General features: G+C 68.2%; 23 protein-coding genes. 9 read left to right on the top strand and 14 right to left on the bottom strand.

All coding sequences use genetic code 11. The features are described from left to right. Positions 1-182: 182 nt before the first annotated feature. Genes G5B40_RS06790 through G5B40_RS06775 form a run of 4 tightly spaced genes read left to right on the top strand, consistent with a single transcriptional unit; the run spans position 183 to position 3,881 of the window. A complete protein-coding gene (locus G5B40_RS06790) occupies positions 183-968 on the top strand; it encodes an SDR family NAD(P)-dependent oxidoreductase (protein ID WP_165096668.1) in 786 nt (261 codons plus the stop codon). Between the two features lie 57 nt (positions 969-1,025). After that, positions 1,026-1,997, top strand: a complete 972-nt coding sequence (locus tag G5B40_RS06785) for a TRAP transporter substrate-binding protein (protein ID WP_425500088.1) — start codon at positions 1,026-1,028, stop codon at positions 1,995-1,997. A gap of 55 nt (positions 1,998-2,052) precedes the next feature. Further along, positions 2,053-2,589 carry a TRAP transporter small permease gene (locus G5B40_RS06780; protein ID WP_165096662.1) on the top strand — a complete coding sequence of 179 codons (537 nt, stop codon included), beginning with the start codon at positions 2,053-2,055 and terminating at the stop codon, positions 2,587-2,589. Positions 2,590-2,597: 8 nt separating this feature from the next. Then, positions 2,598-3,881 (top strand): TRAP transporter large permease, encoded by a 1,284-nt coding sequence (locus tag G5B40_RS06775; protein ID WP_165096659.1) that lies wholly within the window; start codon positions 2,598-2,600, stop codon positions 3,879-3,881. A gap of 39 nt (positions 3,882-3,920) precedes the next feature. On the opposite strand, the gene G5B40_RS06770 is transcribed toward G5B40_RS06775, so the two are convergent. Then, a complete protein-coding gene (locus G5B40_RS06770) occupies positions 3,921-4,289 on the bottom strand; it encodes a MerR family DNA-binding protein (RefSeq protein ID WP_246209832.1) in 369 nt (122 codons plus the stop codon). 215 nt (positions 4,290-4,504) lie between these two features. Here G5B40_RS06770 and merF point away from each other — a divergent pair, with 215 nt between their 5' ends. Then, positions 4,505-4,717 carry a mercury resistance system transport protein MerF gene (gene merF, locus G5B40_RS06765; protein WP_165096657.1) on the top strand — a complete coding sequence of 71 codons (213 nt, stop codon included), beginning with the start codon at positions 4,505-4,507 and terminating at the stop codon, positions 4,715-4,717. Next, positions 4,690-4,917, top strand: a complete 228-nt coding sequence (locus tag G5B40_RS06760; protein ID WP_165096654.1) for a GDCCVxC domain-containing (seleno)protein — start codon at positions 4,690-4,692, stop codon at positions 4,915-4,917. The genes merF and G5B40_RS06760 overlap by 28 nt, the downstream gene beginning before the upstream one ends. A 40-nt stretch (positions 4,918-4,957) precedes the next feature. Here the strand turns inward: G5B40_RS06760 and G5B40_RS06755 are convergent, their stop codons facing one another. The 7 genes from G5B40_RS06755 to G5B40_RS06725 form a co-directional block, all read right to left on the bottom strand. Next, on the bottom strand, positions 4,958-5,968 hold the full coding sequence (locus tag G5B40_RS06755; RefSeq protein ID WP_165096651.1) for a P1 family peptidase: 1,011 nt from the start codon (positions 5,966-5,968) through the stop codon (positions 4,958-4,960). After that, positions 5,965-6,711, bottom strand: coding sequence for a glucose 1-dehydrogenase (locus G5B40_RS06750; protein ID WP_165096649.1), 747 nt, complete (start codon positions 6,709-6,711; stop codon positions 5,965-5,967). Before G5B40_RS06750 ends, G5B40_RS06755 begins: the two co-directional genes overlap by 4 nt. Before the next feature lie 83 nt (positions 6,712-6,794). Further along, a complete protein-coding gene (locus G5B40_RS06745; protein ID WP_165096646.1) occupies positions 6,795-7,922 on the bottom strand; it encodes a peptidoglycan-binding domain-containing protein in 1,128 nt (375 codons plus the stop codon). A gap of 115 nt (positions 7,923-8,037) precedes the next feature. After that, complete coding sequence (locus G5B40_RS06740; RefSeq protein ID WP_165096643.1) at positions 8,038-9,495, bottom strand: aldehyde dehydrogenase family protein; 1,458 nt, start codon at positions 9,493-9,495, stop codon at positions 8,038-8,040. Then, on the bottom strand, positions 9,492-11,090 hold the full coding sequence (locus G5B40_RS06735) for an ABC transporter ATP-binding protein (protein WP_165096640.1): 1,599 nt from the start codon (positions 11,088-11,090) through the stop codon (positions 9,492-9,494). Before G5B40_RS06735 ends, G5B40_RS06740 begins: the two co-directional genes overlap by 4 nt. Further along, positions 11,087-11,899: an ABC transporter permease gene (locus G5B40_RS06730; RefSeq protein ID WP_165096637.1), complete on the bottom strand. Its 813-nt coding sequence runs from the start codon at positions 11,897-11,899 to the stop codon at positions 11,087-11,089. Before G5B40_RS06730 ends, G5B40_RS06735 begins: the two co-directional genes overlap by 4 nt. After that, positions 11,896-12,840, bottom strand: coding sequence for an ABC transporter permease (locus G5B40_RS06725; RefSeq protein ID WP_165096635.1), 945 nt, complete (start codon positions 12,838-12,840; stop codon positions 11,896-11,898). The genes G5B40_RS06730 and G5B40_RS06725 overlap by 4 nt, the downstream gene beginning before the upstream one ends. Before the next feature lie 160 nt (positions 12,841-13,000). Between G5B40_RS06725 and G5B40_RS06720 the strand changes: the two genes are divergently transcribed. Next, positions 13,001-14,689, top strand: coding sequence for an adenylate/guanylate cyclase domain-containing protein (locus G5B40_RS06720; RefSeq protein ID WP_165096631.1), 1,689 nt, complete (start codon positions 13,001-13,003; stop codon positions 14,687-14,689). A gap of 19 nt (positions 14,690-14,708) precedes the next feature. Here G5B40_RS06720 and G5B40_RS06715 read toward each other — a convergent pair whose 3' ends face one another. The 3 genes from G5B40_RS06715 to G5B40_RS06705 form a co-directional block, all read right to left on the bottom strand. Continuing rightward, on the bottom strand, positions 14,709-16,175 hold the full coding sequence (locus G5B40_RS06715; protein WP_165096628.1) for an ABC transporter substrate-binding protein: 1,467 nt from the start codon (positions 16,173-16,175) through the stop codon (positions 14,709-14,711). Between the two features lie 154 nt (positions 16,176-16,329). Continuing rightward, positions 16,330-17,280, bottom strand: a complete 951-nt coding sequence (locus G5B40_RS06710) for a magnesium transporter CorA family protein (RefSeq protein ID WP_165096626.1) — start codon at positions 17,278-17,280, stop codon at positions 16,330-16,332. A 13-nt stretch (positions 17,281-17,293) separates the two neighbouring features. Then, entirely contained in the window at positions 17,294-18,244 is a 951-nt protein-coding gene (locus G5B40_RS06705) for a magnesium transporter CorA family protein (protein WP_165096623.1), read from the bottom strand. Positions 18,245-18,683: 439 nt separating this feature from the next. Between G5B40_RS06705 and G5B40_RS21365 the strand changes: the two genes are divergently transcribed. Continuing rightward, the gene (locus G5B40_RS21365; RefSeq protein WP_281350557.1) at positions 18,684-18,815 is read left to right on the top strand and encodes a hypothetical protein; all 132 of its coding nucleotides are present in this window, start codon (positions 18,684-18,686) and stop codon (positions 18,813-18,815) included. A 7-nt stretch (positions 18,816-18,822) separates the two neighbouring features. On the opposite strand, the gene G5B40_RS06700 is transcribed toward G5B40_RS21365, so the two are convergent. The 3 genes from G5B40_RS06700 to G5B40_RS06690 form a co-directional block, all read right to left on the bottom strand. Next, entirely contained in the window at positions 18,823-19,668 is an 846-nt protein-coding gene (locus tag G5B40_RS06700) for a DMT family transporter (protein WP_165096620.1), read from the bottom strand. 315 nt (positions 19,669-19,983) lie between these two features. Further along, a complete protein-coding gene (locus tag G5B40_RS06695) occupies positions 19,984-21,564 on the bottom strand; it encodes a DHA2 family efflux MFS transporter permease subunit (protein ID WP_165096618.1) in 1,581 nt (526 codons plus the stop codon). Positions 21,565-21,573: 9 nt separating this feature from the next. Next, the gene (locus tag G5B40_RS06690; RefSeq protein WP_165096615.1) at positions 21,574-22,749 is read right to left on the bottom strand and encodes an HlyD family secretion protein; all 1,176 of its coding nucleotides are present in this window, start codon (positions 22,747-22,749) and stop codon (positions 21,574-21,576) included. A gap of 166 nt (positions 22,750-22,915) precedes the next feature. Here G5B40_RS06690 and G5B40_RS06685 point away from each other — a divergent pair, with 166 nt between their 5' ends. Beyond that, positions 22,916-23,566 carry a TetR/AcrR family transcriptional regulator gene (locus G5B40_RS06685; RefSeq protein ID WP_165096613.1) on the top strand — a complete coding sequence of 217 codons (651 nt, stop codon included), beginning with the start codon at positions 22,916-22,918 and terminating at the stop codon, positions 23,564-23,566. Positions 23,567-23,596 lie beyond the last annotated feature (30 nt).

The following is a 23,596-nucleotide window of genomic DNA, read 5'->3' as shown; positions in this document are numbered from 1 at the left end:
TGTCCTGCGATCCGCGAAGGCCTGCGCGACCTTCCGGTCGGTCCTCGCTCCTCCGGGGCAGCCTCGCCGACCGGGCTTGACAATACTAGCATACTAGTCATCCTTTCAACCCGACGATTCAAGAAAGGCTGGCCGGAGCCGCGTGGAATCCGCCGCCATCGAAGGAAATGAAGGGACTCGCGATGAACGACGTTGCTGCGAATAAGGGGGGCGAGGCCGGGTCGCTGGCCGGAAAGACCGCCATCGTGACCGGCGGCGGCCGCGATATCGGCCGGGCCTGCGCCATGCGGCTCGCCGCTGCGGGCGCGGCGGTCGCGATCAATTACCACAGTTCCGCCGAAGGGGCCGAGAGCGCCGTGGAGGAGATCATGGCGCGCGGCGGTCGGGCGCTGGCGAAGCGCGGCGACATGACGGTCGACGCGGATGTCGCGGCGCTCGCTGCGGAGACCGCTGCGGCGTTCGGCGGAATGATCGACATTCTCGTTCACAACACCGGCGGGCTCGTCGCGCGCAAGACGATGGCCGAGATGGACCTCGACCACTGGAACCGCGTGATGGATCTCAACGCCACATCCTTTGTGCGCGCCGTCAAGGCTGTGCTTCCGCACATGACGAACGGGGGCTCCATCATCGGTCTGGCCAGCCAGGCCGGGCGCGACGGCGGCGGGCCGGGCGCGGTCGCCTACGCCGCTTCGAAAGGCGCGGTCATGACGATGACCCGGGGACTGGCGAAGGAGCTGGGGCCGGATATCCGCGTCAACTCGGTCTGCCCCGGCATGATCGACACCGATTTCCACAATGTCTTCACGAAGCCCGAAGTCCGCAAGCACGTCGCCGGCGTCACGCCTCTGAAGCGTGAAGGAACGCCGGAGGACGTCGCCAATCTCGTCGCCTACCTGGCGTCGGGAGAGGCCGCGTTCATCACCGGTGCGAATATCGACATCAACGGAGGCACGTTGTTTTCCTGACCGGCCCCGACAAACGGGACGCCGGCTACAAAACCAAGGGAGAGAAGAATGAACCATATGCTGAAAGCGTCCGTGCTGGGCGGGCTCGCATCGTTGTCTCTGGCGTTCGGCGCCTCGGCGGCAGACTGGCGCGGATGGAACATCCATGTCGAGGGGTACCCGAACACTGTCGCGATGGACAAGTTCGCCGAACTGCTGACGGAAAAGACGGACGGTGAGATTTCGCTCCAGATGTTCCACGGCGGCACGCTCGGCAGCCAGCCGGACGCGATCGAACAGGTGCGCCTCGGCGGGCTTCAGATCGGCAACTTCAACCTCGGCCCGATCGGCCCGATCGCCGCTGAAGCCAACGTCGTCTCGCTTCCCTTCATCTTCAAGGACGTGCCGCACATGTTCCGCGTCCTCGACGGCGAAGCCGGCGAGATGATCGCGAAGGGCATGGCCGCGGAGGGCCTGGTGCCGCTGGCCTGGTACGACGCCGGCGCCCGCTCCTTCTACAATGGCGCCAAGCCGATCAACACGCCCGAGGACGTGCAGGGGATGAAAGTCCGCGTCATGAACAACGACCTCTATTCCGGCATGATCGCGCAGCTTGGCGGCAACCCCTCTCCGATGGCCTTCGCGGAGGTCTACCAGGCGCTCAAGACCGGCGTCGTGGACGGGGCCGAGAACAACTGGCCGTCCTATGAATCCACCGGGCATTTCGAGGTGGCGGGATATTATTCGCTCAGCCAGCACCTCATCATCCCCGAATGCGTCTGCATCAACGCGGATGTCTATAACGGGCTGTCCGACGACATGAAGGCGGCGGTGAAGGAGGCGGCGGCCGAATCCGCCGAATTGCAGCGTCAGCTCTGGGCCGAACGCGAAGCGGCGAGCCGCGAGAAGGTCGAGGCGGCGGGCGTCGTCGTCAACGAGATCGCGGACAAGGCGCCGTTTCAGGAGGCGATGGCCCCGGTCTATGAGGATTATCTGGCGAAGAACCCCGATCTTCGTCCGCTGGTCGAACTGATCCAGGCCACCGAGTGATCCGGCGCGCCGCGCCCGGGTTCGGCCCCGGGCGCGGCGCCACGGTATGTTCGGGATGAACACCCCGCCCCCACGCCGGGACGCCCCGGCCTTCCTCAGATGGATGGACGCCGCGCTGGACGGCGTCGCCGCGTTATGCCGGGTGCTGGCCGGCGTGTCGCTGGTCGTCCTGACCGTGATCTTCGGCTGGCTCGTCTTTGGCAGATATGTGCTCAACGCGACCCCGACCTGGGTCGAGCAGGTCGCGCTGCTGCTCGTGATGGTGATCGCCTTCTTCGGCGCCGCGGTCGGCGTTCACGAGAACACGCATCTTTCGGTCACCACCTTCCGGACCTTCGGGCCGCGCCATCTCCGGTCCGTCTGCGTGGTCATCACCGACCTGTTCCTCGCCGGTTTCGGGTTTCTCATGCTGTGGCACGGAAGTCTGCTGACGCTCTTCAAATGGCGCTCTCAGATTCCCCTGATCGACCTGCCCGAGGGCCTCAGATCTCTGCCTCTTACGATCGGTGGAGGGCTGATCCTGCTGTTCTCGCTCGGCCATCTTCTGCGTTTCGCGCTCGGGCGCGATCAACGCGACGACCTCATACTATAGGAGCCGCAATGGGGCTGTTTCTGCTGCTCGGGCTCTTCGCCTTCTGCGTCGTGGTCGGAACGCCGGTCGCATTCGCGCTGGGCATCTCCGCCATCGCGGCGTTCTGGTTCGAAGGGCTGCCGCTGATGATCGGCTTCCAGCGGATCGTCTCGGGCATCAACGTCTTTTCGCTGATGGCGATCCCGTTCTTCATCTTCGCCGGAGAGTTGATGTTCCACGGCGGCATCGCGATACGCCTCGTCCGTTTCGCCTCGGCGGCGGTCGGGGCGGTCCGGGGCGGGCTCGGCATCGTCAACGTGTTCTCGTCGATGCTGTTCGGCGGCATCTCCGGCTCTGCGGTCGCCGACATCTCGGCGCTGGGATCGATCCTGGTGCCGGTGATGAAGGAGAAGGGATACGACGCCGACTACGCCGTGAATGTCACCGTTACCTCGTCGATCGCCGGCATTATCATCCCGCCGAGCCACAACATGATCATCTTCGCCATCGCGGCGGGTGGCGGAATCTCGATCTCCAAGCTCTTTCTCGCCGGGGTCGTCCCCGGCGTGCTGATGTGTCTTTGCCTGGCCGTGGCCGCCTATGTCGTCGCGGTGCGTCGCGGCTATCGCGCCGAAAAGTTCCCGGGCTGGACCGTGCTCGGGCTCAGCTTCGTCGGCGCGATTCCAGGTCTGTTCACCGCTGTCATCATCGTCGGAGGCGTGCTCTCCGGCGTCTTCACGGTCACCGAATCCGGGGCGTTCGGAACCATCTACGCCTTCGTGGTGACGCTGCTGGTCTACCGGAGCATCAACTGGGAGACGTTCAAGGTCGCCGTCAGGCAGTCGGTGCGGACCACGGCGATGGTCATGATCCTGATCGCCTGCGCCGGCGCCTTCGCCTATATGCTCACCTTCTACCGGGTGCCGGACAAGACAGTGGCGCTCCTCACCGGAATCACCGACGACCCGATCATGATCCTGTTGATGATCAACGCCGTCCTCCTGATCCTGGGGATGATCATGGACATGGCCGCGCTGATCCTGATCTGCACGCCGATTTTCCTGCCGGTCGCCAGCAACCTCGGCATGGACCCGCTGCAATTCGGCATGATGTTGATGGTGAACCTCGGTCTCGGCCTCTGCACGCCGCCGGTCGGGGCGTGCCTGTTCGTCGGATGCGCGGTCGGCAAGCTGCCGATCGAGAAGGCGGTGCGAACGATCTGGCCGTTCTATCTGGCGATTCTCGTCGCATTGATGATGATCACCTTCGTTCCCGCGATCTCGCTCACCCTGCCGCGGCTGCTCGGCGCGTAGGGCGAACCGGGGCAGGGGGGCGGCGGCCGGCTCGTCCCCCTACGCAGTTTCACCGGCGCGCGCGTCCGCGTCATCGCTCATCAACTCGTCAAGCATCGGGCAATTCGTCTCGCCGGCGTCGCAGGATTCTGAAAGGCGCCGCAAGGCCGATCTCAGCGTCGTCAGGCTCTCGATCCTGCGGTCGATCTCCCGAAGGTGATCCCCGGCCATCGCCTTGACCTCGGCGCAGGATTGGCCCCGGTCGGGCGTCATCGACAGAAAGATCCGGATTGTCGGGATTGAAAACCCGAGTGCGCGGCAGCGTTTGACGAAGCGGAGCCGCGCGATTTCATCATTGCTGTAAAGCCGGCGGCCCGCCGCCGAGCGCCCCGGCGCGCCCACGACGCCTCTGCGCTCGTAATAGCGGATCGTTTCGATCCCGACGCCACTGCGTGCTGAGGCTTGGCCGATCGGAAAAATATTGCTTGCTCCTGTAGCCGCGACAGGGACTAGAGAACCGCCATGGATGCCGAAGCAACCCAAACTTCCGTGAGCGCCGACGCCGGTTTCCGAGGGAAAGTCCCGGCGCCCGCCTGGCGCCACCCGCGCTTTCCGGACAGCCCCGGCCGGGGGAGGTCGCCGCGATGAGGAACAAGTTGCTGACGTTCGGAATCGGCGGAACCGTTCTTGCGGCGCTCTGCTGCTTCACGCCGCTTCTGCCGGTCGTCCTCCCCGCTCTCGGCCTCGCCGGATTTCTCGGCGTGGTCTATAATGACGCCGTCCTGCTGCCGGTTCTGGCCGGGTTTCTCGTTCTCGCGGGGGTTTCGCTATGGCGAATGAAGACGCGCCGGAAATAGTTCTCTCATCGACGATCACCTGCCCTCTCTGCGGCCATGCGGAGACGGAGATCATGCCGACGGACGCCTGCCAGTGGTTCTATGACTGCAAGGGGTGCAAGGCCGTCCTGAAGCCGAAAAAGGGCGATTGCTGCGTCTTTTGCTCCTACGCGACCGTCCCGTGCCCGCCGATTCAGGAGGGCGGTTCCTGCTGCGCCTAGGGGCGTCCTTTCCGGCGAACCGGGCCGCCGGCGCCTTCTCTCACCCCCCCTCGCGCCAGCACGGAACCCCGTCCCCCGGCGCCGGGGTCGCTTCATACACCGCCCGCGCGATCGCGCGGGCGAGGCAGATCGCGGCGGCGTGGCCGATGGCGAGCGTCTCAAGCGGATCGCCGGTGAGCGGGCGCGCCCCGGTCGAGGCGGCGAAGACGAGGTCGCCGTCATAGGGCGTGTGGGCCGGAACCAGCGCCCGGCCGACGCCGTCATGCGCGGCCCAGGCCATGCGCGTCGCCCCCGCCTTGTCGAGCGCGGCGTCGGTCGCGACGACCGCGATCGTCGTGTTCAGCCCCGCCGCCGGCGCGCCCGCCTTTGTCTCGAAGAGCGCGGCCGTCTCCGGCGCCGCGCCCGCCAGCCCGAGCCCGCCGAACTCCGCCCCGATCTCATAGGGCGCGGCCCAGAACCGCCGCCCGCCCGGAACCACCGCGCCGCCAAGCGCGTTGACCGCCACCAGCGCGCCGACCGTCGCGCCCGACGGGAGGACGAGCGAGGTTGAACCCAGCCCGCCCTTCATCCCGGCGATCGTCGCGCCGACGCCGGCCCCGGCCGTCCCGATCGCGAAATCCGCCCCCGCCGCGGCCAGCGCCGCGCGCCCCAGAGCGGGGTAAGGGGACTCCGCCCAGTCCTTGTCGCCGCCATTCGCAAGATCGAAAATAATCGCCGTCGGCGTGATCGGCACCCGGACTCCGGCGGCGAGAAACCCGCGCCCCGCCGCCTTCAGCCCCGCCATCACCCCCGAGGCGGCGTCGAGCCCGAAGGCCGAGCCGCCGGAAAGCACCAGCGCGTCGACCCCCTGCACCGTCTTGTCGGGGGCGAGCAGTTCGACATCGCGCGTTCCGGGCGCCCCGCCCATCACCGCGACGCCGGCGGTGAACGGAGCGTCCGCCGTCACCACGCTGACGCCGGTCTTGACGCGCCGGTCCTCCGCGCCGCCGACCTTCAGCCCTTCGACATCGGTCAGAAGATTGCGCGGGCCGGGCCGGTAGGCGCGGGTCAAATGCAGCGCCCCCCGTCCACCTCCATCGCGACCCCGGTGACCATCGCGGCCTCCTCCGAGCAGAGGAACGCGGCGCAATTGCCGAGGTCGGACGGCTGCGAGAACCGGCCCAGCGGGATCGTCGCGAGGAATTTCGCCCGCATCTCCGGCGTGTCCTCGCCAAGGAAGCTTTTCAGCAGCGGCGTCTCCCCCGCCACCGGGCAGAGCGCGTTGACACGCACGCCGAAGGGCGCGAGCTCCACGGCCATGGTCTTGGTCGCGGTGATCATCCAGCCCTTGGAGGCGTTGTACCAGTTGAGATTCGGGCGCGGCGAAATCCCGGCGGTGGAGGCGATATTGACGATCGCGCCGGTCATGCGTCCCTTCATGTGCGGGACGATATGGCGCGCGCAAAGATAGACCGATTTGGCGTTGACCGCGAGGACGCGGTCGAACTCCTCCTCGGTCACATCCTCCATCGGCGTCGGCAGATGGGTGATCCCGGCGTTGTTCACCAGAATGTCGATATGGCCGAAAGCGTCCATCGCCGCCTTCATCATCGCTTCGACGCTTTCGCCCTTCGCGACATCCACCGCGCAATGCGAGGCGGCGTTCCCGGCTTCCTTCGCCTTCGCCGCCGCCTTGTCGCCTTGGATGTCGGCGACCAGAACGCGCGCGCCTTCGGCAATGAACTTGTCCACGATGCCGCCGCCGAACCCCTGCGCGCCGCCCGTGACGATGGCGGTCTTGCCCTTCAGTCTCATCTCGCTCCATCCCCTGACATGCGTTTGCGGCGCCGATGATGCGCCGGGCGCGCCGGGCGGCGCAAGCGCGCACTGGCCGGGGTTCAGAGCTCGAGCTGGCGCGCCGTCTCCGCGTCCACCCGTCCGGTCGGCCGGAGCCCGCGATTGCGCTGAAATTCGCGCACCGCGCGCTCGGTCGCTGGGCCAAACACCCCGTCCGCCGGGCCGGGCAGGTAGCCGCGCGAGCGCAGCGAATACTGGAGTTCGCGGATGTCCTCGCCGCGCATCCGGGGCGAGGTCAGCATCATCGTGACGCCCGGGCGCGACGGGCGCGCCTCGTCCCTGCTCTCCGGCAGGATCTCGTACACGATCTCGTCGCGATAGGATGTCGGTCTGTAGAGGACGCCGCCGCAATCCAGATGCCGCTCACCATAAAGAAAGACGGGCTCGCAGACTTCATCCGCTGGCGGCGTCGCGACATAGACCAGCGTCGCTGCGGCGAGCGGCGCGGTGAAATACCAGCCCCAGAACGGCGAATAGTAATAATCGCCCCAGTATGGATGCGGACGGCGATAATAGGGCGCGCGGTAATGGGGCGGCCGCCAGCCGCGTCCGCGCCAGTAGCGGCCGCGCCGGTGGCCGCGATCGCCGCGCCAGTGGCGATGGCGATCGCCCCGATGCGCATGGCGCCGGCCGGGCGGGTGGTTGCGCGCGTCGCGCCCGTTCCCGCCGCGCCCGCGCGCGTCAGGTCCGCGCCGGTCGCGTTCGACCCTCTGATCGCCCCGGCCGGGGATGCGTTCGCGCGCCGCCCGGTCGCGGGCGAGCCGGTTGCTGCGCCGGTCGCGTTCGACCCGCTGGTCGCCGCGCCCCGGAACGGTGTTCTGCGCCGCCCGGTCGCGCGCCTGACGGTTACGCCGTCGCTCGCGCTCCATGTTCGCGTCGCCGCGCCCCCGGCGGCGCTCGGCGCGGTCGGCGTTTCGACCGGCGTTCCCGCCTCGCTCGGCGCGGCCCTCCTTCCGGCTGCGGCGCTCGTCGCGCCCGGCGCGCTGGCGCCGTTCGCCGCGCCGCTCCGCGCGGTCGCCGCCGCCCTGCATCGCGGCTTCGGCGCGGTCGGGGGCGAGCTCCAGCCGCGCCAGCCCCTCGGGCGAGGCGCAAAAACTCAGCGCAGCGATGAGGGCGATGGCGAGGCGGCGTCCAAGCGCGCCCTGCTTTCTCTCTCTTTCGTCTGGCATCGTCGCCCTCCGGCGCCGCTGCGGCGCATCGGCCGCGCCGAGCGCGGCTTCTCCGAAGTTCAAACGCGGCCCGGCGGCGATTCCGTCGCTTCCGCCGGAATTCCGGGCGCGGGTCTCAGCCGTGATGCGCCGCGACGGTTTTCAGCGCCGAGAACCCGTAGAGCGCCTCGAAACCTTTCTCGCGGCCGTGGCCGGACTTGCCGTAGCCGCCGAAGGGCAGCTCGACCCCGCCGCCCGCGCCGTAATTGTTCACGAAGACCTGTCCCGCGCGCAGCTTCTTCGCCAGGCGCATCTGCCGGGCGCCGTCCCGGCTCCAGACGCTGGCGACGAGGCCGTAATCCGTGCCGTTGGCGATGGCGACGGCCTCCTCCTCGGTCTCGAATGGGATCACAACCTGCACCGGGCCGAAGATCTCATCGCGCGCCAGCCGGTGATCCGGGCGGACCCCGGCGAAGAGCGTCGGCGCCACGTAATGCCCGCCCTCCGGCGCGCCGTCGACGATCCGGCCCGTCGCCGCGCGCTCCAGATCGCCCGCCGCGCCGAGAAACCCGTCGACGATCTTCTTCTGGCGGGCGGAGATCAGCGGCCCGACATCGAGATCGTCGATCGCCGGGCCGACGCGCAGCGCCTCGTAGCGCGCCGCCATGCGCGCCAGCACTTCGTCGTGGACGCCGCGCTGCACCAGGATGCGCGACGAGGCCGAGCAGGTCTGGCCGGCGTTCTGCACCCCGGCGTTGACGAGGAAGGGCAGGGCCTTCTCGATATCCGCGTCGTCAAAGACCAGCTGCGGCGATTTTCCGCCCAGCTCCAGCGTCACCGGAACCACGTTCCGCGCCGCCGCCGTCTGCACCATTTGGCCGACCGCGACCGAGCCGGTGAAGGACAGATGCCTGACGCCCGGATGCGCCGAGAGCGCCGCGCCCGCCTCCGCGCCCAGCCCCGGCACGACATTCACCGCGCCGGCAGGCAGCCCCGCCTCCTCCGCGATGGCGGCGAAGGCGAGGGCGGTGAGGCACGCCTCCTCCGAGGGTTTCAGCACGCAGGCGTTGCCCATCGCCAGCGCCGCCCCGACCGAGCGGCCGATGATCTGCATCGGATAGTTCCAGGGCACGATATGCCCGGTGACGCCGTGCGGCTCGCGGAGCGTATAGACCGTGTAGCCGTCGAGATAGGGAATCGTCTCGCCCGTCACCTTGTCGGCCGCGCCGCCATAGAATTCGAGGTAACGGGCGAGGGCCAGCGCGTCGGCGCGCGCCTGCTTCAGCGGTTTGCCGACATCCGCCGCCTCGATCCGCGCCAGCGCCTCGGCGCGGTCCAGAACGATGCGGCCCATCTTCGCCAGCACGCGGCCCCGCTCGGCGGCCGTCGCCCGGCCCCAGTCGCCCTCGAGCGCCGCATCGGCCGCCTCGACAGCCGCGTCGATATCGGCGGCGCTTCCGCGCGCGATCTCGCCCACGGTCGAGCCGTCGGAAGGGTTCTCCAGCGGCAGCCGCTCGCCGCCCGCCGGCGCCCGCCAGCCGCCGGAGATATAGACGGCGTCGGCGCCGAACCAGAGATCGGGGTGGGTGTTCATGCGCGCCTCCTCTTCAGGGCCGCCTCGATATCCGGGGCGGCGGCGATCAGGGTTCTGGTATAGGCGTGCGCGGGGTTCCGGAAAACCTCTTCGGTCGCGCCTTCCTCGACGATCCGCCCGGCCTGCATCACCAGCACCCGGTCGGTGATCGCCCGCACCACGGAAAGATCGTGGCTGATGAAGAGATAGGAGAGATCGAGCCGCGCGGAGAGATCGGCCAGGAGATCGAGGATCTGCGCCCTTATCGACACGTCGAGCGCGCTCACCGCCTCGTCGAGAATGATCAGATCCGGCTCGATGATCAGCGCCCGCGCGATGGCGATGCGCTGGCGCTGGCCGCCGGAAAACTCGTGGATGTATTTCGACGCGTCGTCGGGGCGGAGGCCGACCTCTTGCAGCACTTTCGCCACCGCCGCGCGCCGCGCCGCGCCCGTCGGCGGATCGTCGAGAAGATGAAACGGCTCCGCCACCAGGCGCCCGACCGACCAGCGCGGGTTGAAGCCGCCGTAAGGGTCCTGGAACACCGCCTGCATCCGCCGCCGCTCCGTCCGCGCAAGCCCGGCCGAGACGACATGACCCATGACCCTGATCTCGCCCGCCTGGACATCCTCCAGCCCGAGAATGGCGCGGCTGAGCGTGGATTTCCCGCAGCCGGATTCGCCGACCAGCCCCAGCGTCTCGCCGCGCTTCAGGGTGAAGCTGACCCCGTCAACCGCCCGCCGCGCGCCGCGCGGCGCGAAAAGCCCGGCGCGCGGGGCGGGGTATTCGCGCACCACTTCGCGCAGCTCCAGCACCGGCGTTTCCTGCGGAACGACCGCCGCCCGGTCGGGAACATGGGAGGACGCGGCGTAGAGCGCGCGCGTGTAGGGATGCTTCATGTCGGCGAAGATCGCGCCGGTCTCGCCCGCCTCGACCACCTCGCCATGACGCATGATCGCCAGCCGGTCCGCGACATCCGCGACCAGCCCCAGATCATGGGTGATGAGCATCAGCCCCATGTCGAACTCGTCCACCAACTCGCGCAGGAGCCGGATGATCTGCGCCTGCGTCGTCACATCCAGCGCCGTCGTCGGCTCGTCGGCGATCAGCAGGCGCGGCCGAAGCGCGATCGCCATGGCGATGACCACGCGCTGGCGCTGGCCGCCGGAAAGCTCATGCGGATAGCGGTCGAGGGGAAACCGCTCGGCGGGGAGGCCGACCCGGTCCAGCATCGCACGCGCATTGGCCATCGCTTCGCGCCGCCCCATCGCGCCGTGAATGAGCGCTGTCTCCGCCACCTGCTCGCCGATGGTGCGGACCGGGTTGAGCGCCGTCATCGGCTCCTGAAACACCATGCCGATCCCGGCCCCCCGGACGCGGCACATCTCCCGCTCGCTCTTGGCCAACAGATCCTCGCCGTCGAGCCGGACCGCGCCCGTGGGCGCGGCCCCGCGCGGCAGCAGGCGCATGACCGAATACGCGGTCAGCGACTTGCCCGACCCCGACTCGCCGATCACGCCGAAAACCTCGCCCGCCGCGATGGCGAAGCTCACATCCTTCAGGATCGGCAGCTCGTGGATGCCGAGCGACAGGCGGTCGATCTCCAGCAGGCTCATCGCGCCCGCCTCAGCCGCGGGTCGAGCCAGTCGCGCAAGCCGTCGCCCATCAGGTTGAGCCCGAGCACGGTGAGGACAATGGCCATGCCCGGCCAGACCGCGATCAGCGGGTTGCCGTAGATCAGCGTCTGGCTCTCCGCCAGCATCCGCCCCCAGCTCGGCGTCGGCGGCTGCGCGCCGAGCCCGACATAGGAGAGCCCGGCCTCCGCAAGAATGCCAAGGCTGAACTGGATCGTTCCCTGCACGATCAGGAGATTGGCGATGTTGGGCAGGATATGTTCGGCCGAGATCCGCGCCTTGCCCTTGCCTGCCACCCGCGCCGCCATGATGAAATCGCGCGACCAGAGCGAGAGCGCCGCGCCGCGCGAGAGCCGGGCGAAGACCGGGATGTTGAAAATGCCGATGGCGATGATCGCGTTCACCGCCGAGGGGCCGAACACCGCGGTGATCAGGATCGCGATCACCAGCGACGGGAAGGCGAAGATCAGGTCGTTCGTCCGCATGATGACCTCGTCCAGCAGCCCGCCGCGCCGCGCCGCAGCCGCCAGCCCGAGCGGGACGCCGAAGATCACCCCGACCCCGACCGCGATCACCGCCACCGCGATCGAGACCCGCGCACCGACCATGATCATCGAGAAGATGTCGCGGCCGAGTTGGTCGGTCCCGAACCAGTGCGCCGCGTCGGGCGCCAGCAGCTTCTCGCCGATATCCAGCGCCTCGACATCGTAGGGGGTCCAGACGAATGAAAGCAGCGCCGCTCCGACGAAAAGCCCGGAAAGAAGCGCGCCGAAAAGAAAGCTCCCCCTCATCGCCGCCTCAGGCGCGGATCGACCCACGCATAGGCGAGATCGACGAGGAAGGTCACGAGTATGACCGCGAAGACGAGGATCATCACCACGCTCTCCACTACGATCAGGTCGCGCTGGGTGATGCCCTGAAAGATCAGCCGCCCGAGGCCGGGCAGGAAAAAGACGTTCTCGATGATGATCGCCCCGGCGATGAGGAAGGAGAACTGGAGGCCGATGATGGTCAAGACCGGGATCAGCGCGTTCCGAAAGGCGTGACTCCAGAGCGCCTGGCGGCGCGACAGCCCCTTGGCCCGCGCGGTGCGGACGAAATCCTCGTCCAGCGTGTCGAGGAGGGCCGACCGCATGACCCGCGCGAGGATCGAGGCCTGCGGCAGCGCCAGCGCAATGGCTGGCAGGGTCAACGCCTTCAGCGCCGGGAATACGCCCCCCTCCCAGCCCGGAAACCCGCCGGCCGAGACCCAGCGCAGATTGATCGCGAAGACGATGACGAGGAGGATCGCGAACCAGAAGTTCGGCACAGCGACGCCAAGCTGCGTCACCCCCATCACCCCCCAGTCCGTCGCCCGCCCGCGTCGCGCCGCCGCCAGCAGCCCGGCCGGAATCGCGATCAGCGTGGAGAGCGCCAGCGCGTAGATCGTCAGCGGCAGCGAGACCCAGACCCGCTCCGCCACCAGTTCACTGACCGGCGTCCGGTAGGTGTAGCTGATCCCGAAATCCCCGGTCGCCATGCCGCCGAGCCAGCCAAGATAGCGAAGGACCAGCGGCTGATCGAGGCCAAGCTCCGCCCGGACCGCGGCGAGCGTGTCCGCGCTCGCGTTCATTCCCAGCATGTAGGCCGCCGGATCGCCCGGAATCACCTCCACCACCGCAAAGATCGCGGCGCTGGCCGCCAAGAGGCTGAGCCCGAGCGAGAGAAGACGCTGGAGAGCGTAGCGAAACATGCGGGACCCCGGCTCGTCGGCCTTCCGGCTACGGCGCCGCCGCGCCGAGGGCAAGCTGTTTCCGCACGCGGCGCGCGCCCGCGTCGGACATGCCGGAGTGCATCGGTCGCCGCGATTTCGCACATTGCGGGCACAGCGTTCGGGGCAGGGGAGCCTTGCGATGAGCCGACGGCTGGCCGCCATCTTCGCCGCCGACATCGCCGGTTATTTCGCGCTCATGGTCGCCGACGAAGCCGCGACGCTCGCCTCACTCCGCCGCTTTCGCGCGGAAATCTTCGGCCCGGCCGTCGCCGGCGCGAGGGGCCGGATCGTGAAAAACATGGGCGACGGCTGGCTGGTCGAGTTCAACAGCGCCGCCGACGCGGTGAGCTGCGCGATCCAGGTGCAGGACCGTCTCGCGGATGACGGGACCATGCGGCTCCGCATCGGCATCCATATCGGCGACGTGACGCATGAGGATGAGGACGTCTTCGGCGACGGCGTGAATGTCGCCGCGCGGCTGGAAGCGCTCGCCGATCCCGGCGGCGTGATGATCTCCGGCCCGGCCTATACCAGCCTCGACGGCGCGCTGCGCCCCTCCTTCGACGACGCCGGCGAGCGGATGCTGAAGCACATCGCCCGCCCGCTGCGGCTCTGGGCCCGCGCGGCGCCGCGGCGCCGCGGCGCCGCGGCGCCGGCGCCGGCTGGCGGCAACCTCTCCCGCCGCAGCTTTCCGCGCCTCGGCCTCCAGCCCGGCGCGACCGCCGATCCTCGTACCGAAATCCGCGAGATGGCCGAGGCGCTGACCTCCGATCCCGGCGTCTATCCCGGCGCGGTGCGCTGGCTGAACGCGGAGACGGCGGAACGGGCGCCCGAGGCCGCCTATTCGCTCGTCTCGTCGTTCTGCGCCCGCGGCGACCGTCTCCGGTTCGAGTCGCGCCTGACCGCGCCGGACGGCGCCCTGATCTGGTCTGAAAAATTCGACGGCGACCTCGCGGACGGCTTCGAATGGCGGGATCGTGTCGGCGAAGAGGCCGCGGCCGCGGTCGCCGGGCTGATCCTCGACGAGGAAGACGCGCGGCTGTCGGGGATTCCGCCCGAAGACCTGACCGCCGAGCAGTGCCTTCTCGCGGGCATGATGGCGCGCCGTTCCTTTCACCAGGACTCGTCCGAGGCGGCGCTCGCGCTGTACGCTCGCGCCATCGAACGCGATCCGTCGCTGGTCGAGGCCCACGCCCAGGCGATCGCCTGCGTGCTCGCCGGGCGCACCTGCGGTTTCAGCGGCGGGTTCGAGCGCTATTACGCGCTGCTGCCGGAATGGGAGGCCGCGGCGCGGCGCTTCGCCCGCCAGCTTCCGCATCTCGACCTGAGCCTCGCCATCGCGGATTTCATGCATTCGCGCGCCGTCGCCCCGTTGAACAGGACGATCGCCGATCTCCTCCGCCGGGCGCCCTTCGACACCGACGTGTTGTTCTACGCCGGCTGGGCCAGCATCTGGTCCGGCGATCCGGCCGCCGCGCTGAAATGCTTCGCGCGGCGCCGCCGCCTCCGACCGTTCGGCCCCAATCTCGTGGCGCTGCACGGCGGCTGCGCGACAGCTCTCCTGCTGCTGGGCGACGACGAGGAGGCGATCCGCCACGCGAAGCAAGGGCTGGAGCTGACGGACGGCTTTCTCACGCTCTTTTCCGTCATCGCTTCCGCCTCCGCTCATCTCGGGCGGCAGGCGGAAGCCGAGGCGGCGATGGCCGCCCATATGCGCCTCATTCCGGGCGACAGCATATCGGCGCGGCGCGCGGTCAGCGACTATGGCGGCTCGCTTGGCGGCGCCCGCTATTTCGAGGGCCTCCGCCGCGCCGGGATGCCGGAATGAGCCGGGCGGCGCTCCCGGCCTACTCCCAATACGCCTTGGTCAGGTCGTTCGCCTGGGTCGGTGAATGCTTCCAGAGCCCTTTCAGCTTCGCATTCTGCACGCTGGTCCGGGCGAGCTGGAAGAGATAGCCGTTCACGTAATCGTCGGCGATGATCCGTTGCAGCGCCTGCAAGAGCGCCGTCCGTTCGGCTTCGTCGGTCGAGCGCTCCAGCATCGCGTGGACGACCTTGAACTCGTCAGAGGCGTAATTGAAGTAATAATCGTCGCGCGCATAGATGCCGATGTCCATCGGTTCGGTATGGGAGACGATGGTCAGGTCGTAATCCTTGTTCTTGAACACCTCCTCAAGCCAGCCGGCCCATTCGAGATTGGTGATCTCCGTCTCGATCCCGACCTCGCGCAGCTGCGCCGCGATGATCTCGCCGCCGCGCCGCGCGTAGGAGGGCGGCGGCAGCTTCAGCCGCAGGGTCAGCCCTTCGGCGTGGCCCGCCTCGGCCAGCAGTTTCTTCGAGAATTCCGGATCGTAGGCGGATTGCAGCGTCAGATCGACATAGGCCGGGTTATGCGGGGCGAAATGCGTGCCGATCGGCGTTCCGTAGCCGTACAACGCCCCGTCGATGATCGCCTGCCGGTCGATTGCGTGGGCGATGGCGGCGCGCACCCGCACGTCCGCCAGCGGCCCCGCCTTGTTGTTGGTCGCGAGGATCGTCTCGCCCTCGGTGGAGCCGACGATGACCAGAAAGCGCGGGTCGGACTGGAACTGCTCAAGGATCTCCGGCGCCGGAAAGCCCGGAAAGGCGTCGATGTCGCCGGCCATCACCGCCGCGAAGGCGGCGTTCGGGTCCGAGATGAACTTGAACGTCGCCTTGTCCAGCTTCGCCGCATCGCCCCAATAGGCGTCGTTCTTCACGATCTCGACGCTGTCGCCCTTGACCCATTTCGAAAACTTGAACGGCCCGGTGCCGACCGGGTCCGTGGCGTTCGCCGCGGCGCTTTCCGGCGCGACGATCACCGCGTCGCCCCAGGCGAGGTTGAAGAGAAACCCGCCCGTCGGCTGGTTCAGCGTGACGCGGACGGTCGTCGGGTCCAGCGCCACCACCTCGAGAATCGAGGCGTAGAGCGCCTTCTGCGCGTTCGCGCTCTCCTCCGCCGCGATCCGGTCGAGCGAGAACTTCACGTCCTCGGCGTCGAATGTCGTCCCGTCATGGAAGGTCACGCCCTCGCGCAGCTTGAAGGTGTAGACCAGCCCGCCATCCGTTATCTCCCAGCTCTCCGCGAGGCCGGGCTTGATGGAGCCGTCCGGCGCGAACCGCACCAGCCCCTCGAAGACATTGGCGTAGACGATCTCGTCGATCGCGGCCGCCGCGCCGGCGGTCGGGTCCAGCGCCGGCGGCTCCAGCTGCATGCCGATGGTCACATCGGCCGCCAGCGCGGGTCCGGCCAGCAATGCGCAAGCGCCGGCGACGAGAGTGAGGACAGGCTTCATCGAAGATCTCCATTTCGGCCGGGCCGCCGCCCGGCAAGTGATTTGGCCCCGAAAGGGCGGCCGCCACGCGGGCGAGACCCGCGCGGCCGGAACCATATCGCGATTCTCGGGGATTGCGACCGTCCGTTGCGGGATGGGGCGCCGGTCGCCGCGGTCAGAACCAGCCCTTGCGCCTGAAGTAGAGCAACGGCGCCGCCGCCGAGACGAACATCACGAAAAGCGCCGCCGGATAGCCCAGCGGCCAGGAGAGTTCCGGCATCACCTCGAAATTCATCCCGTAGATCGAGGCGACGAGAGTCGGCGGCAGGAAGACCACCGCGACGACGGAGAAGATCTTGATGATCGCGTTCTGCTCGACGCTGATCAGGCCGAGCGTGGCGTCGAGCAGGAACGCGGTCTTCTGCATCAGTTGCGCCGTCTGCTCGGAGATCGTGCGCACGTCGCGCACCTGCGTTTTCAGGATCGACTTCGCCTCCCTGCCGGGTTTCTGCTGGTCCATGACCGTGCCGAGAAAGCCCAGCAGCCGCTCGGTCGTGATCAGGCAGTCGCGGAGTTGCGCGACCCGCCCGTCGAGCCGCCCGATCTCCTTCAGCGCGCCGCGAAAATCGCCGTCCGCCGCCTTTTCCGACTCGAACGTATGCGCCGAAAGCGCGTCGATCCGCCGGCCGGCGACCTCGGTGATGTCGGCGAGCCGGTCGATGATGTCCTCGAGCAGCCCGATCAGCACCGTCGTCGAAGAGGTGCAGGGCAGCGCCAGCTTGCCGGCCCGCTGCGGAAAGGTTTCGAACGGGCGCGGCCGGTGATGGCGCACGGTGACCAGACGGTCCGTGGTCAGGATGAAGCTCACCGGCGCGATCTCCGCCCGCGCCTTCTCTGTCGAGGCGGGCAGGAGCGCGGTCATCACCGCCGCGCCCTGCTCGAAATAGAGCCGCGAGGAAAGCTCGATCTCCTCCTGATCCGCGCGCACCGGAACCTCGGCGCCGATCAGCGCGGAGATCTGCGCGCGCTCGGCGTCGTCCGGCTCCAGAAGATCGATCCAGATCGCATCGTCGAGGCCGTCGGCCGGGGTGAGACCGCCGCCGTCCAGCCGGAAGCCTGAAATCATTCCTTTCCCTCCGTCAGAACCACTTCTTGCGCCTGAAATAGAGCAGCGGAACCGCCGCCGAGGCCACCATGAAAAACAGCGCCAGCGGATAGCCGAGATGGAACCCCAGCTCCGGCATGAACTGGAAATTCATCCCGTAGATCGACGCGACGAGCGTCGGCGGCAGGAAGACCACCGCGACGATGGAGAACATCTTGGTGATCGCGTTCTGCTCGATCGAGATCAGCCCGAGCGTGGCGTCGAGCAGGAACGACGTCTTCTGCATCAGGAACCCGGCCTGCTCGGAAATCGTCCGCACATCCCGCATCTGGCTGGCGACCAGCGCCAGGGCGGCCTTCGATTCGCCGCGCTTCTCCAGCACCGGCGCGAGGAAGCCGAGCAGGCGCTCGATGGTCACCAGCGAATCGCGGACATGGGTGATGAGCGCGTCGCGCCAGCCGATCTTCTGCAGCCGCGCCTCGAGATCCGGCCGCTCGCCGGGCGCGGGGCGAAAGACGCGGGTGGTCAGCGTCTCGATCTTGCGCCCGACATATTCGATCAGATCGGCGAGCCGGTCGATCGTGTCCTCCATCAACCCGAGCAGCACCGCCAGCGCGCAATCGCAGGGCAGGTGGGAATGCCCGGCATGGGCCGGAAAGCTGGTGAAGGGCCGCGGCTCGTGATGGCGGAGCGTGATGAGCCGGTCGCCCGTCAGGATGAAGGTGACCGGCCCGATCTCCGCCTGGTCGGTCTTGGTGTGGGCGGGCATCAGCGCGGTCATCACCGCCGCCTCGCCCTCCAGATAGAGCCGCGAGGACATCTCGATCTCCGCCTGCTCGGCTTCGGTCGGGGCCTCGAAGCCGAGGAGCGCGGTGATCCGGTCGCGCTCCTCCTCGGTCGGCTCCATCAGATCGAGCCAGATCGCGCTTTCCGGCGAGTCCGCCGGCGCCAGCCCGCCGTCATTCAGTCTGTAACCCGTGATCATGCTCGCCCTCAGACCCGCCGCGCCGATGAAACCGGAGGTGGAGTATAACCACGCCGCGCGGCGGCGCGCACCCATTGGCGGCGCGTGGTGAAATGACCTTCGTCGAGCGCGCGCGCCGCATCGATCGCGATGGGAAACCCGGTGGGAAATCCGGACGGGCGCCCCGTGACGCCCGTCCGGTCCACGCCGCCAGTGTCGGGACCAATCGCGCGCGGAAAAACACGAATTTTCTGATTTCTCGGCAAGTTCAATGGTTTGATCCCCTTATCGCGTGCGATAACGCGCCCGAGGGGCGCGATGGAGGCGCCGCGCGCGCATCGGTCGGCCTCGCGGAGGACGAGTTCGGCCGGACATGCGGCGCGCGACCCCGCAACCTTTTCCGATCTCGCCGCGTTCCGTCCCTGAAAAATCCCTGAAATCACCCGAACCGGAGAAGCACATGGACCCCGCGGGCGTGATATTCGGCCTCTCGATCGGCATCGTCTTCAGCATCGTCGCGTATAGCGAGGGCCGCGCAGAGGGCCGGAAGGAGAGCGACAAGCGGGCGCGTCGGAAAGACCGGAGGAAATAAGCGCCGCTTAGCCCTTCGACAGCCGCAGGAGCGCGGCGCCGGAGAGTGTGATCGCGGTCGACGCGATCTTCAGCAGGTTGAGGCGCTCCTTCAGGAAGATGACGCCGATCAGCAGGGCGAAGACGATGCTTGTTTCGCGCAGCGCCGCCACCAGCGCGATGGGCGCGACGGTGAAGGCGTAGATCGCCATCGCGTAGGCGGCGAAGGAGGCCGCGCCGCCGATCAGCAGTGGAACCGGAGACCGGACCGCCGTGACCAGCGATTGCGGGCGCAGCACGCCGATCAGCGCGCTGAAGACGACGGCGTTCCCGATCGCGGCCCAGCCGTAATAGCCGAGCGGCGAAACCGCGACCCGCGCGCCGTAGCCGTCGACCAGCGTATAGGCGGCGATGAAGCATCCGGTCGCGAGCGCCAGCGTCGCGGCCAGGCCGTTGCGAAGCCCGTCGGACTGGCGGGCGCCGCTGAGGCTGAGGATGCCGATTCCGATGACGACGATCGCAATGACCTCGACCCGGTCGAGTTCCGCGCCGAGCGCGAAATAGGAGATTCCCGCCACCAGCATCGGCGCGACGCCGCGCGCGATCGGGTAGACCTGCGTCAGATCGCCGATGCGGTAGGACCGCATCAGAAAGAACTGGTAGCCGATATGAAGTGTGATTCCGAAAAGGATGAACGGAATCGCCGCCGCATCCGGCGTCGGCGCGAAGATGAGCGCGACGGCCCCGCAAAGCCCCTGTCCGATCACCACCGCCGTCACCGCCGCCAGCTTGTCGCCGCCGCCCTTGACCAGCACGTTCCACGCCGCGTGAAGCAGCGCCGCGCCAAGCACGAGGAAAAAGACGCCAATGCTCACGCGGTGGTTCCCTCCGGCGTCCTCTGTCCTGTTCTTCGGGCGCTGAATCCTGCGGAGTGTTCGGGCACGGGTTCCTCATTCTGAGCAGGCGTTTCGGACGGTTCCTCTCCACCGCCGCGGTTCCGATCCGCAGCCCGCCGGCGAAGGGACGGTCGCCTTTGTAGCCGCGGCGTTTCGATTGCGCCATCCCGGCCCGGATGCGCGCGCCGGGCCGGATCGTTTCAGACTCCGAAGAAGATGGAGGACCGGCTCCCGCGTCCGGTCGCGCCGCGGGAGACGCCGGTAAAGCCGGGCCGACCCGAACCTTGGGCCGAGCTAATGCGCCGGGGGAGGCCCGCCTTCGTCCTCGGGGCGCTGAAGAAAGACCACCATGAAGATCATCACGGCGAAAAGGATGGCCATCACGGTGAAGATCTCGGCGAAGGACAGCACCTGCGCCTCCCGACGCACAAGCCCGGAAAGCTGGCTGATCGCGGCGACGCCCGCGTCCGGGCCGAGGCGCGGCGTGAACGCGGCGGTCATCGCTGCGAGCCGCTCCTCAGCCGCCGGCGCGCCCCAGGCGACATGCTCCGCAAGGCGGGAGAAGTGAAAATCCGAACGCCCGACCAGCATGGAGTTGATCGCCGCCAGCCCGAACGCCCCGCCGAGATTACGCGTCAGGTTGAACAGCCCGCTGGCGTTCTTCAACTCCGACTTCGGCAACGTGCCGAGCGCCAGAAGGTTGATCGGGATCATGCACATCATCAGCGCGACGCCGCGCAGCGCCTGCGGCCAGAAAAGCTCGTCGAACTTCCACTCCGCGGTGATCGGCGTCAGCATCCATGACGAGACCGCGAAGCCGACAAGACCGGCGAAGATGACCGCGCGCGGATCGATCTTTCGCGACAGCGCGCCGACGACCGGCGCGGTGAGAAACATGAAGGCGCCGGTGACGAAAACCGTCTCGCCGATCTGCAGCGCCGAATACTGGTGCACGCGGGCGAGATAGAGCGGATAAAGATAGGTGAGCCCGTAGAGCCCGATTCCGAGCACGAAGGTCAGGAGCGAGCCGACAGCGAAGTTCCGGTTGCGGTAGGCCCTGAGATCGACGATCGGCGTATGCGCCGTCAACACCCGCCAGAAAAAGACGAGACCGGCGCCGACGCTCATGACGAGGAAGGCCGTGATGACCCCGCTTTGCAGCCAGTCCTCCTTCTGACCTTCCTCCAAAACATATTCGAGGCTGCCGAGAAACACCGCCATCGTCGCCAGCCCGACCCAATCGAAACGGCGCAGCAGCGCGTGGTCCGGCTCGTCGAAGTCGACGAGCGTCCAGGCCATCACGCTCGCGACCAGCCCGGGAACGATGTTGACCAGAAAGAGCCAGCGCCAGGAGAAGAGATCGGTCAGGTAGCCGCCGACGGTCGGCCCGACGGTCGGCGCCAGCGTGACGGTCAGCCCGACCAGGGCCATCACCGGCCCGCGCGCCTTCGCCGGGAAGATCGCATAGGACGCGGCGAAGGCGGTCGGGATCATGCCGCCGCCGATGAAACCCTGAATGGCGCGGTAGACGATCATCTCGTCGATCGAGTCCGCGGTCGCGCAGAGCAGGCTCGCGAAGGTGAAACCCGCGGCGGAGATGGTGAAGAGGACGCGCGTGGAGAGCCCGCGCGCGAGGAAGCCCGAAAGCGGAATCATCACCACTTCCGCGATCAGATAGCTGGTCTGCACCCAGGAAATCTCGTCCGGCGAAGCGGAGAGCCCGGCCTGAATTTCGCCGAGCGATGACGAGACGATCTGGATGTCCAGGATCGCCATGAACATGCCGAAAACCAGCGCGAAGAACGCGATCAGCCGGCGCGCCGTGACGACTGGCTCCGCCTCGGCCGGCGCGGCCCGAATCTGCCCGGCGGTCATGACGGCGCGTTACCTGTCCGCCCCGGCGCTTTCGGCGCCCCGGCGGTCGGCGGTGACGACGACGGAAAGGCCCGGCCGCAGCCACCCCTCGGCGGCGATCTCTTCGGGCACCGATATGCGGATCGGCAGGCGCTGCACGACCTTGGTGAAATTGCCGGTCGCATTCTCCGGCGGCAGCAGGCTGAAAATCGAGCCGGTGGCGGGGGCGAAGCTGCGGATATGGCCGGTGAAGCCGCGGGCGGGATAGGCGTCCACATGCACCTCGACCGGCGCGCCGATCCTGAGGTCGGTGATCTGCGTCTCCTTGAAGTTCGCGTCGATATACACCTCGCTCAGCGGGATCACCGCGAGAAGCCGCGCGCCGGGTTGCACGTAATCGCCGGGAGCCACCGCAAGATTTCCGACCACGCCGTCAAACGGCGCGCGTATCGTGGCGGCTTCGAGGTCGCGGGCCGCCTGTTCGCGCTCCGCTTCCGCGCCCTTGAGCGCGGCCTCGGCCTCCGCCGCGCTGGCGATCGCGACCTCGAGCGCCGCCTCGGCTTCCTCGCGCCCGGCCTCGGCCGCGGCGACGGCGGCGCGAGCGGTGGCCTGCGCGGCGCGCGCGGCCTCGAGCCTCTGGCGGCTGGCGAAGTCCGATTTCGCCAGATCCTCGTACCGCGCGAGATCGGCGTCGGCCTGCGTGAGACTGGCGTTCGCCGATGCGATATTGGCCTCGGCGCCGCCGATCGCGGCGCGGGCCTGGCCGATCTGACTGGACAGCCGATCGACCGCGGCGCGCTTCGCCGCTACGGCCGCCTCCGCGATCTTCAGGCGAACCCGGTAGTCGCCGTCGTCGATCAGGACGAGGGGCGCGTCCTTTTTCACCGCCTCATTGTCGGCGACGGGCGTCTCGGCGATATAGCCCGCCACTTTCGGGGCCAGAATTGCGAAATCGGCGCCGACATAGGCGTCGTCGGTCGAAACCTCGAACCTGCCGACCGTCCACCAGTCCCAGCCGAACCAGCCGATGCCGCCGATCACGCCAAGCGCGACGAGGAGAAGAGCCACGCGCTTCCTGCGCGGCGGCCGCGCTTTCGCCGCGTCGCTCCCGCGCGCGGAAGCGCGGTTTTCGAAAGGGGCTTCACCCAGGGGCAGCACATCGTCGCCGCTCCGGTCTTCCCTGATTTCGAGATCCTTCGGCGCCATCGTCCGGCTCCCATTGGCATGACCGAACCGTTCGGTCATTTCTTGACTTATCAGCGGTTCTGGTTCACTTCAAGATGACCGAACGGTTCGGTCAAACATTTTGCAATTCCGGCCGCACACGGCGAGCGCGCCGCGCCGGTTCGACGTCATCAAGGGGTAACGCGGCATGATCGAGCAGGCCAAGACCGCCGTCGCGAGCAGCGACAGGACCGGGGCGCCGAGCCCGGGCGAGGCGAAGCGCGCGCAAGTGCTGAGTGGCGCCCGCGAGGTCTTCATGGCGCGTGGATTCGCCGCTGCCAGCATGGGTGAAATCGCCCGCGCCGCGGGCGTCTCCAAGGGGACGCTCTATGTCTATTTCGACGGCAAGACCGCGCTTTTTCAGGCGCTGATCAGCGAGCAGAAGCGCAACACCGCCGAGCGGCTGGCGACATTCGATCCGGCGGATCACGATGTCGAGGCGGTGCTGCGCGACTTTGCCCGTCGCCTGATCGCGGCGCTGACCGCGCCGGAGCACGTCGCGCTGATTCGCATGGTGATCGGCGCCGCGGAGGCGTTCCCGGATATTTCCCGGTCGTTCTTCGTCAATGGCGCGGCCTATGGCGCGCGCCGGCTCGCCGCCTATCTCGCGGCGCAGGCGGAGGAGGGCGTTCTCGCGCTCGATGATCCGGAGGACGCCGCCTGGCGGTTCCTCGGCATGTGCAACATGCCCGCACTCACCGCCGTGGTGCTTGGGGGCGAGCGGCCGGACGAAGCGGAGATCTCCCGCCGGGCGGATGGCGCGGTTAAGACGTTCATGGCCGCGTCGCGGTCGGCCTGATCGGCCGCGCGGCCGGGAAATGGGCGCGCG

Origin of the sequence: Pikeienuella piscinae, from assembly GCF_011044155.1 — a bacterium.
Lineage (GTDB): Bacteria > Pseudomonadota > Alphaproteobacteria > Rhodobacterales > Rhodobacteraceae > Pikeienuella > Pikeienuella piscinae.
Note: the sequence above shows the minus strand (reverse complement) of the source record. Positions and strands in the feature narration are given on the sequence as shown.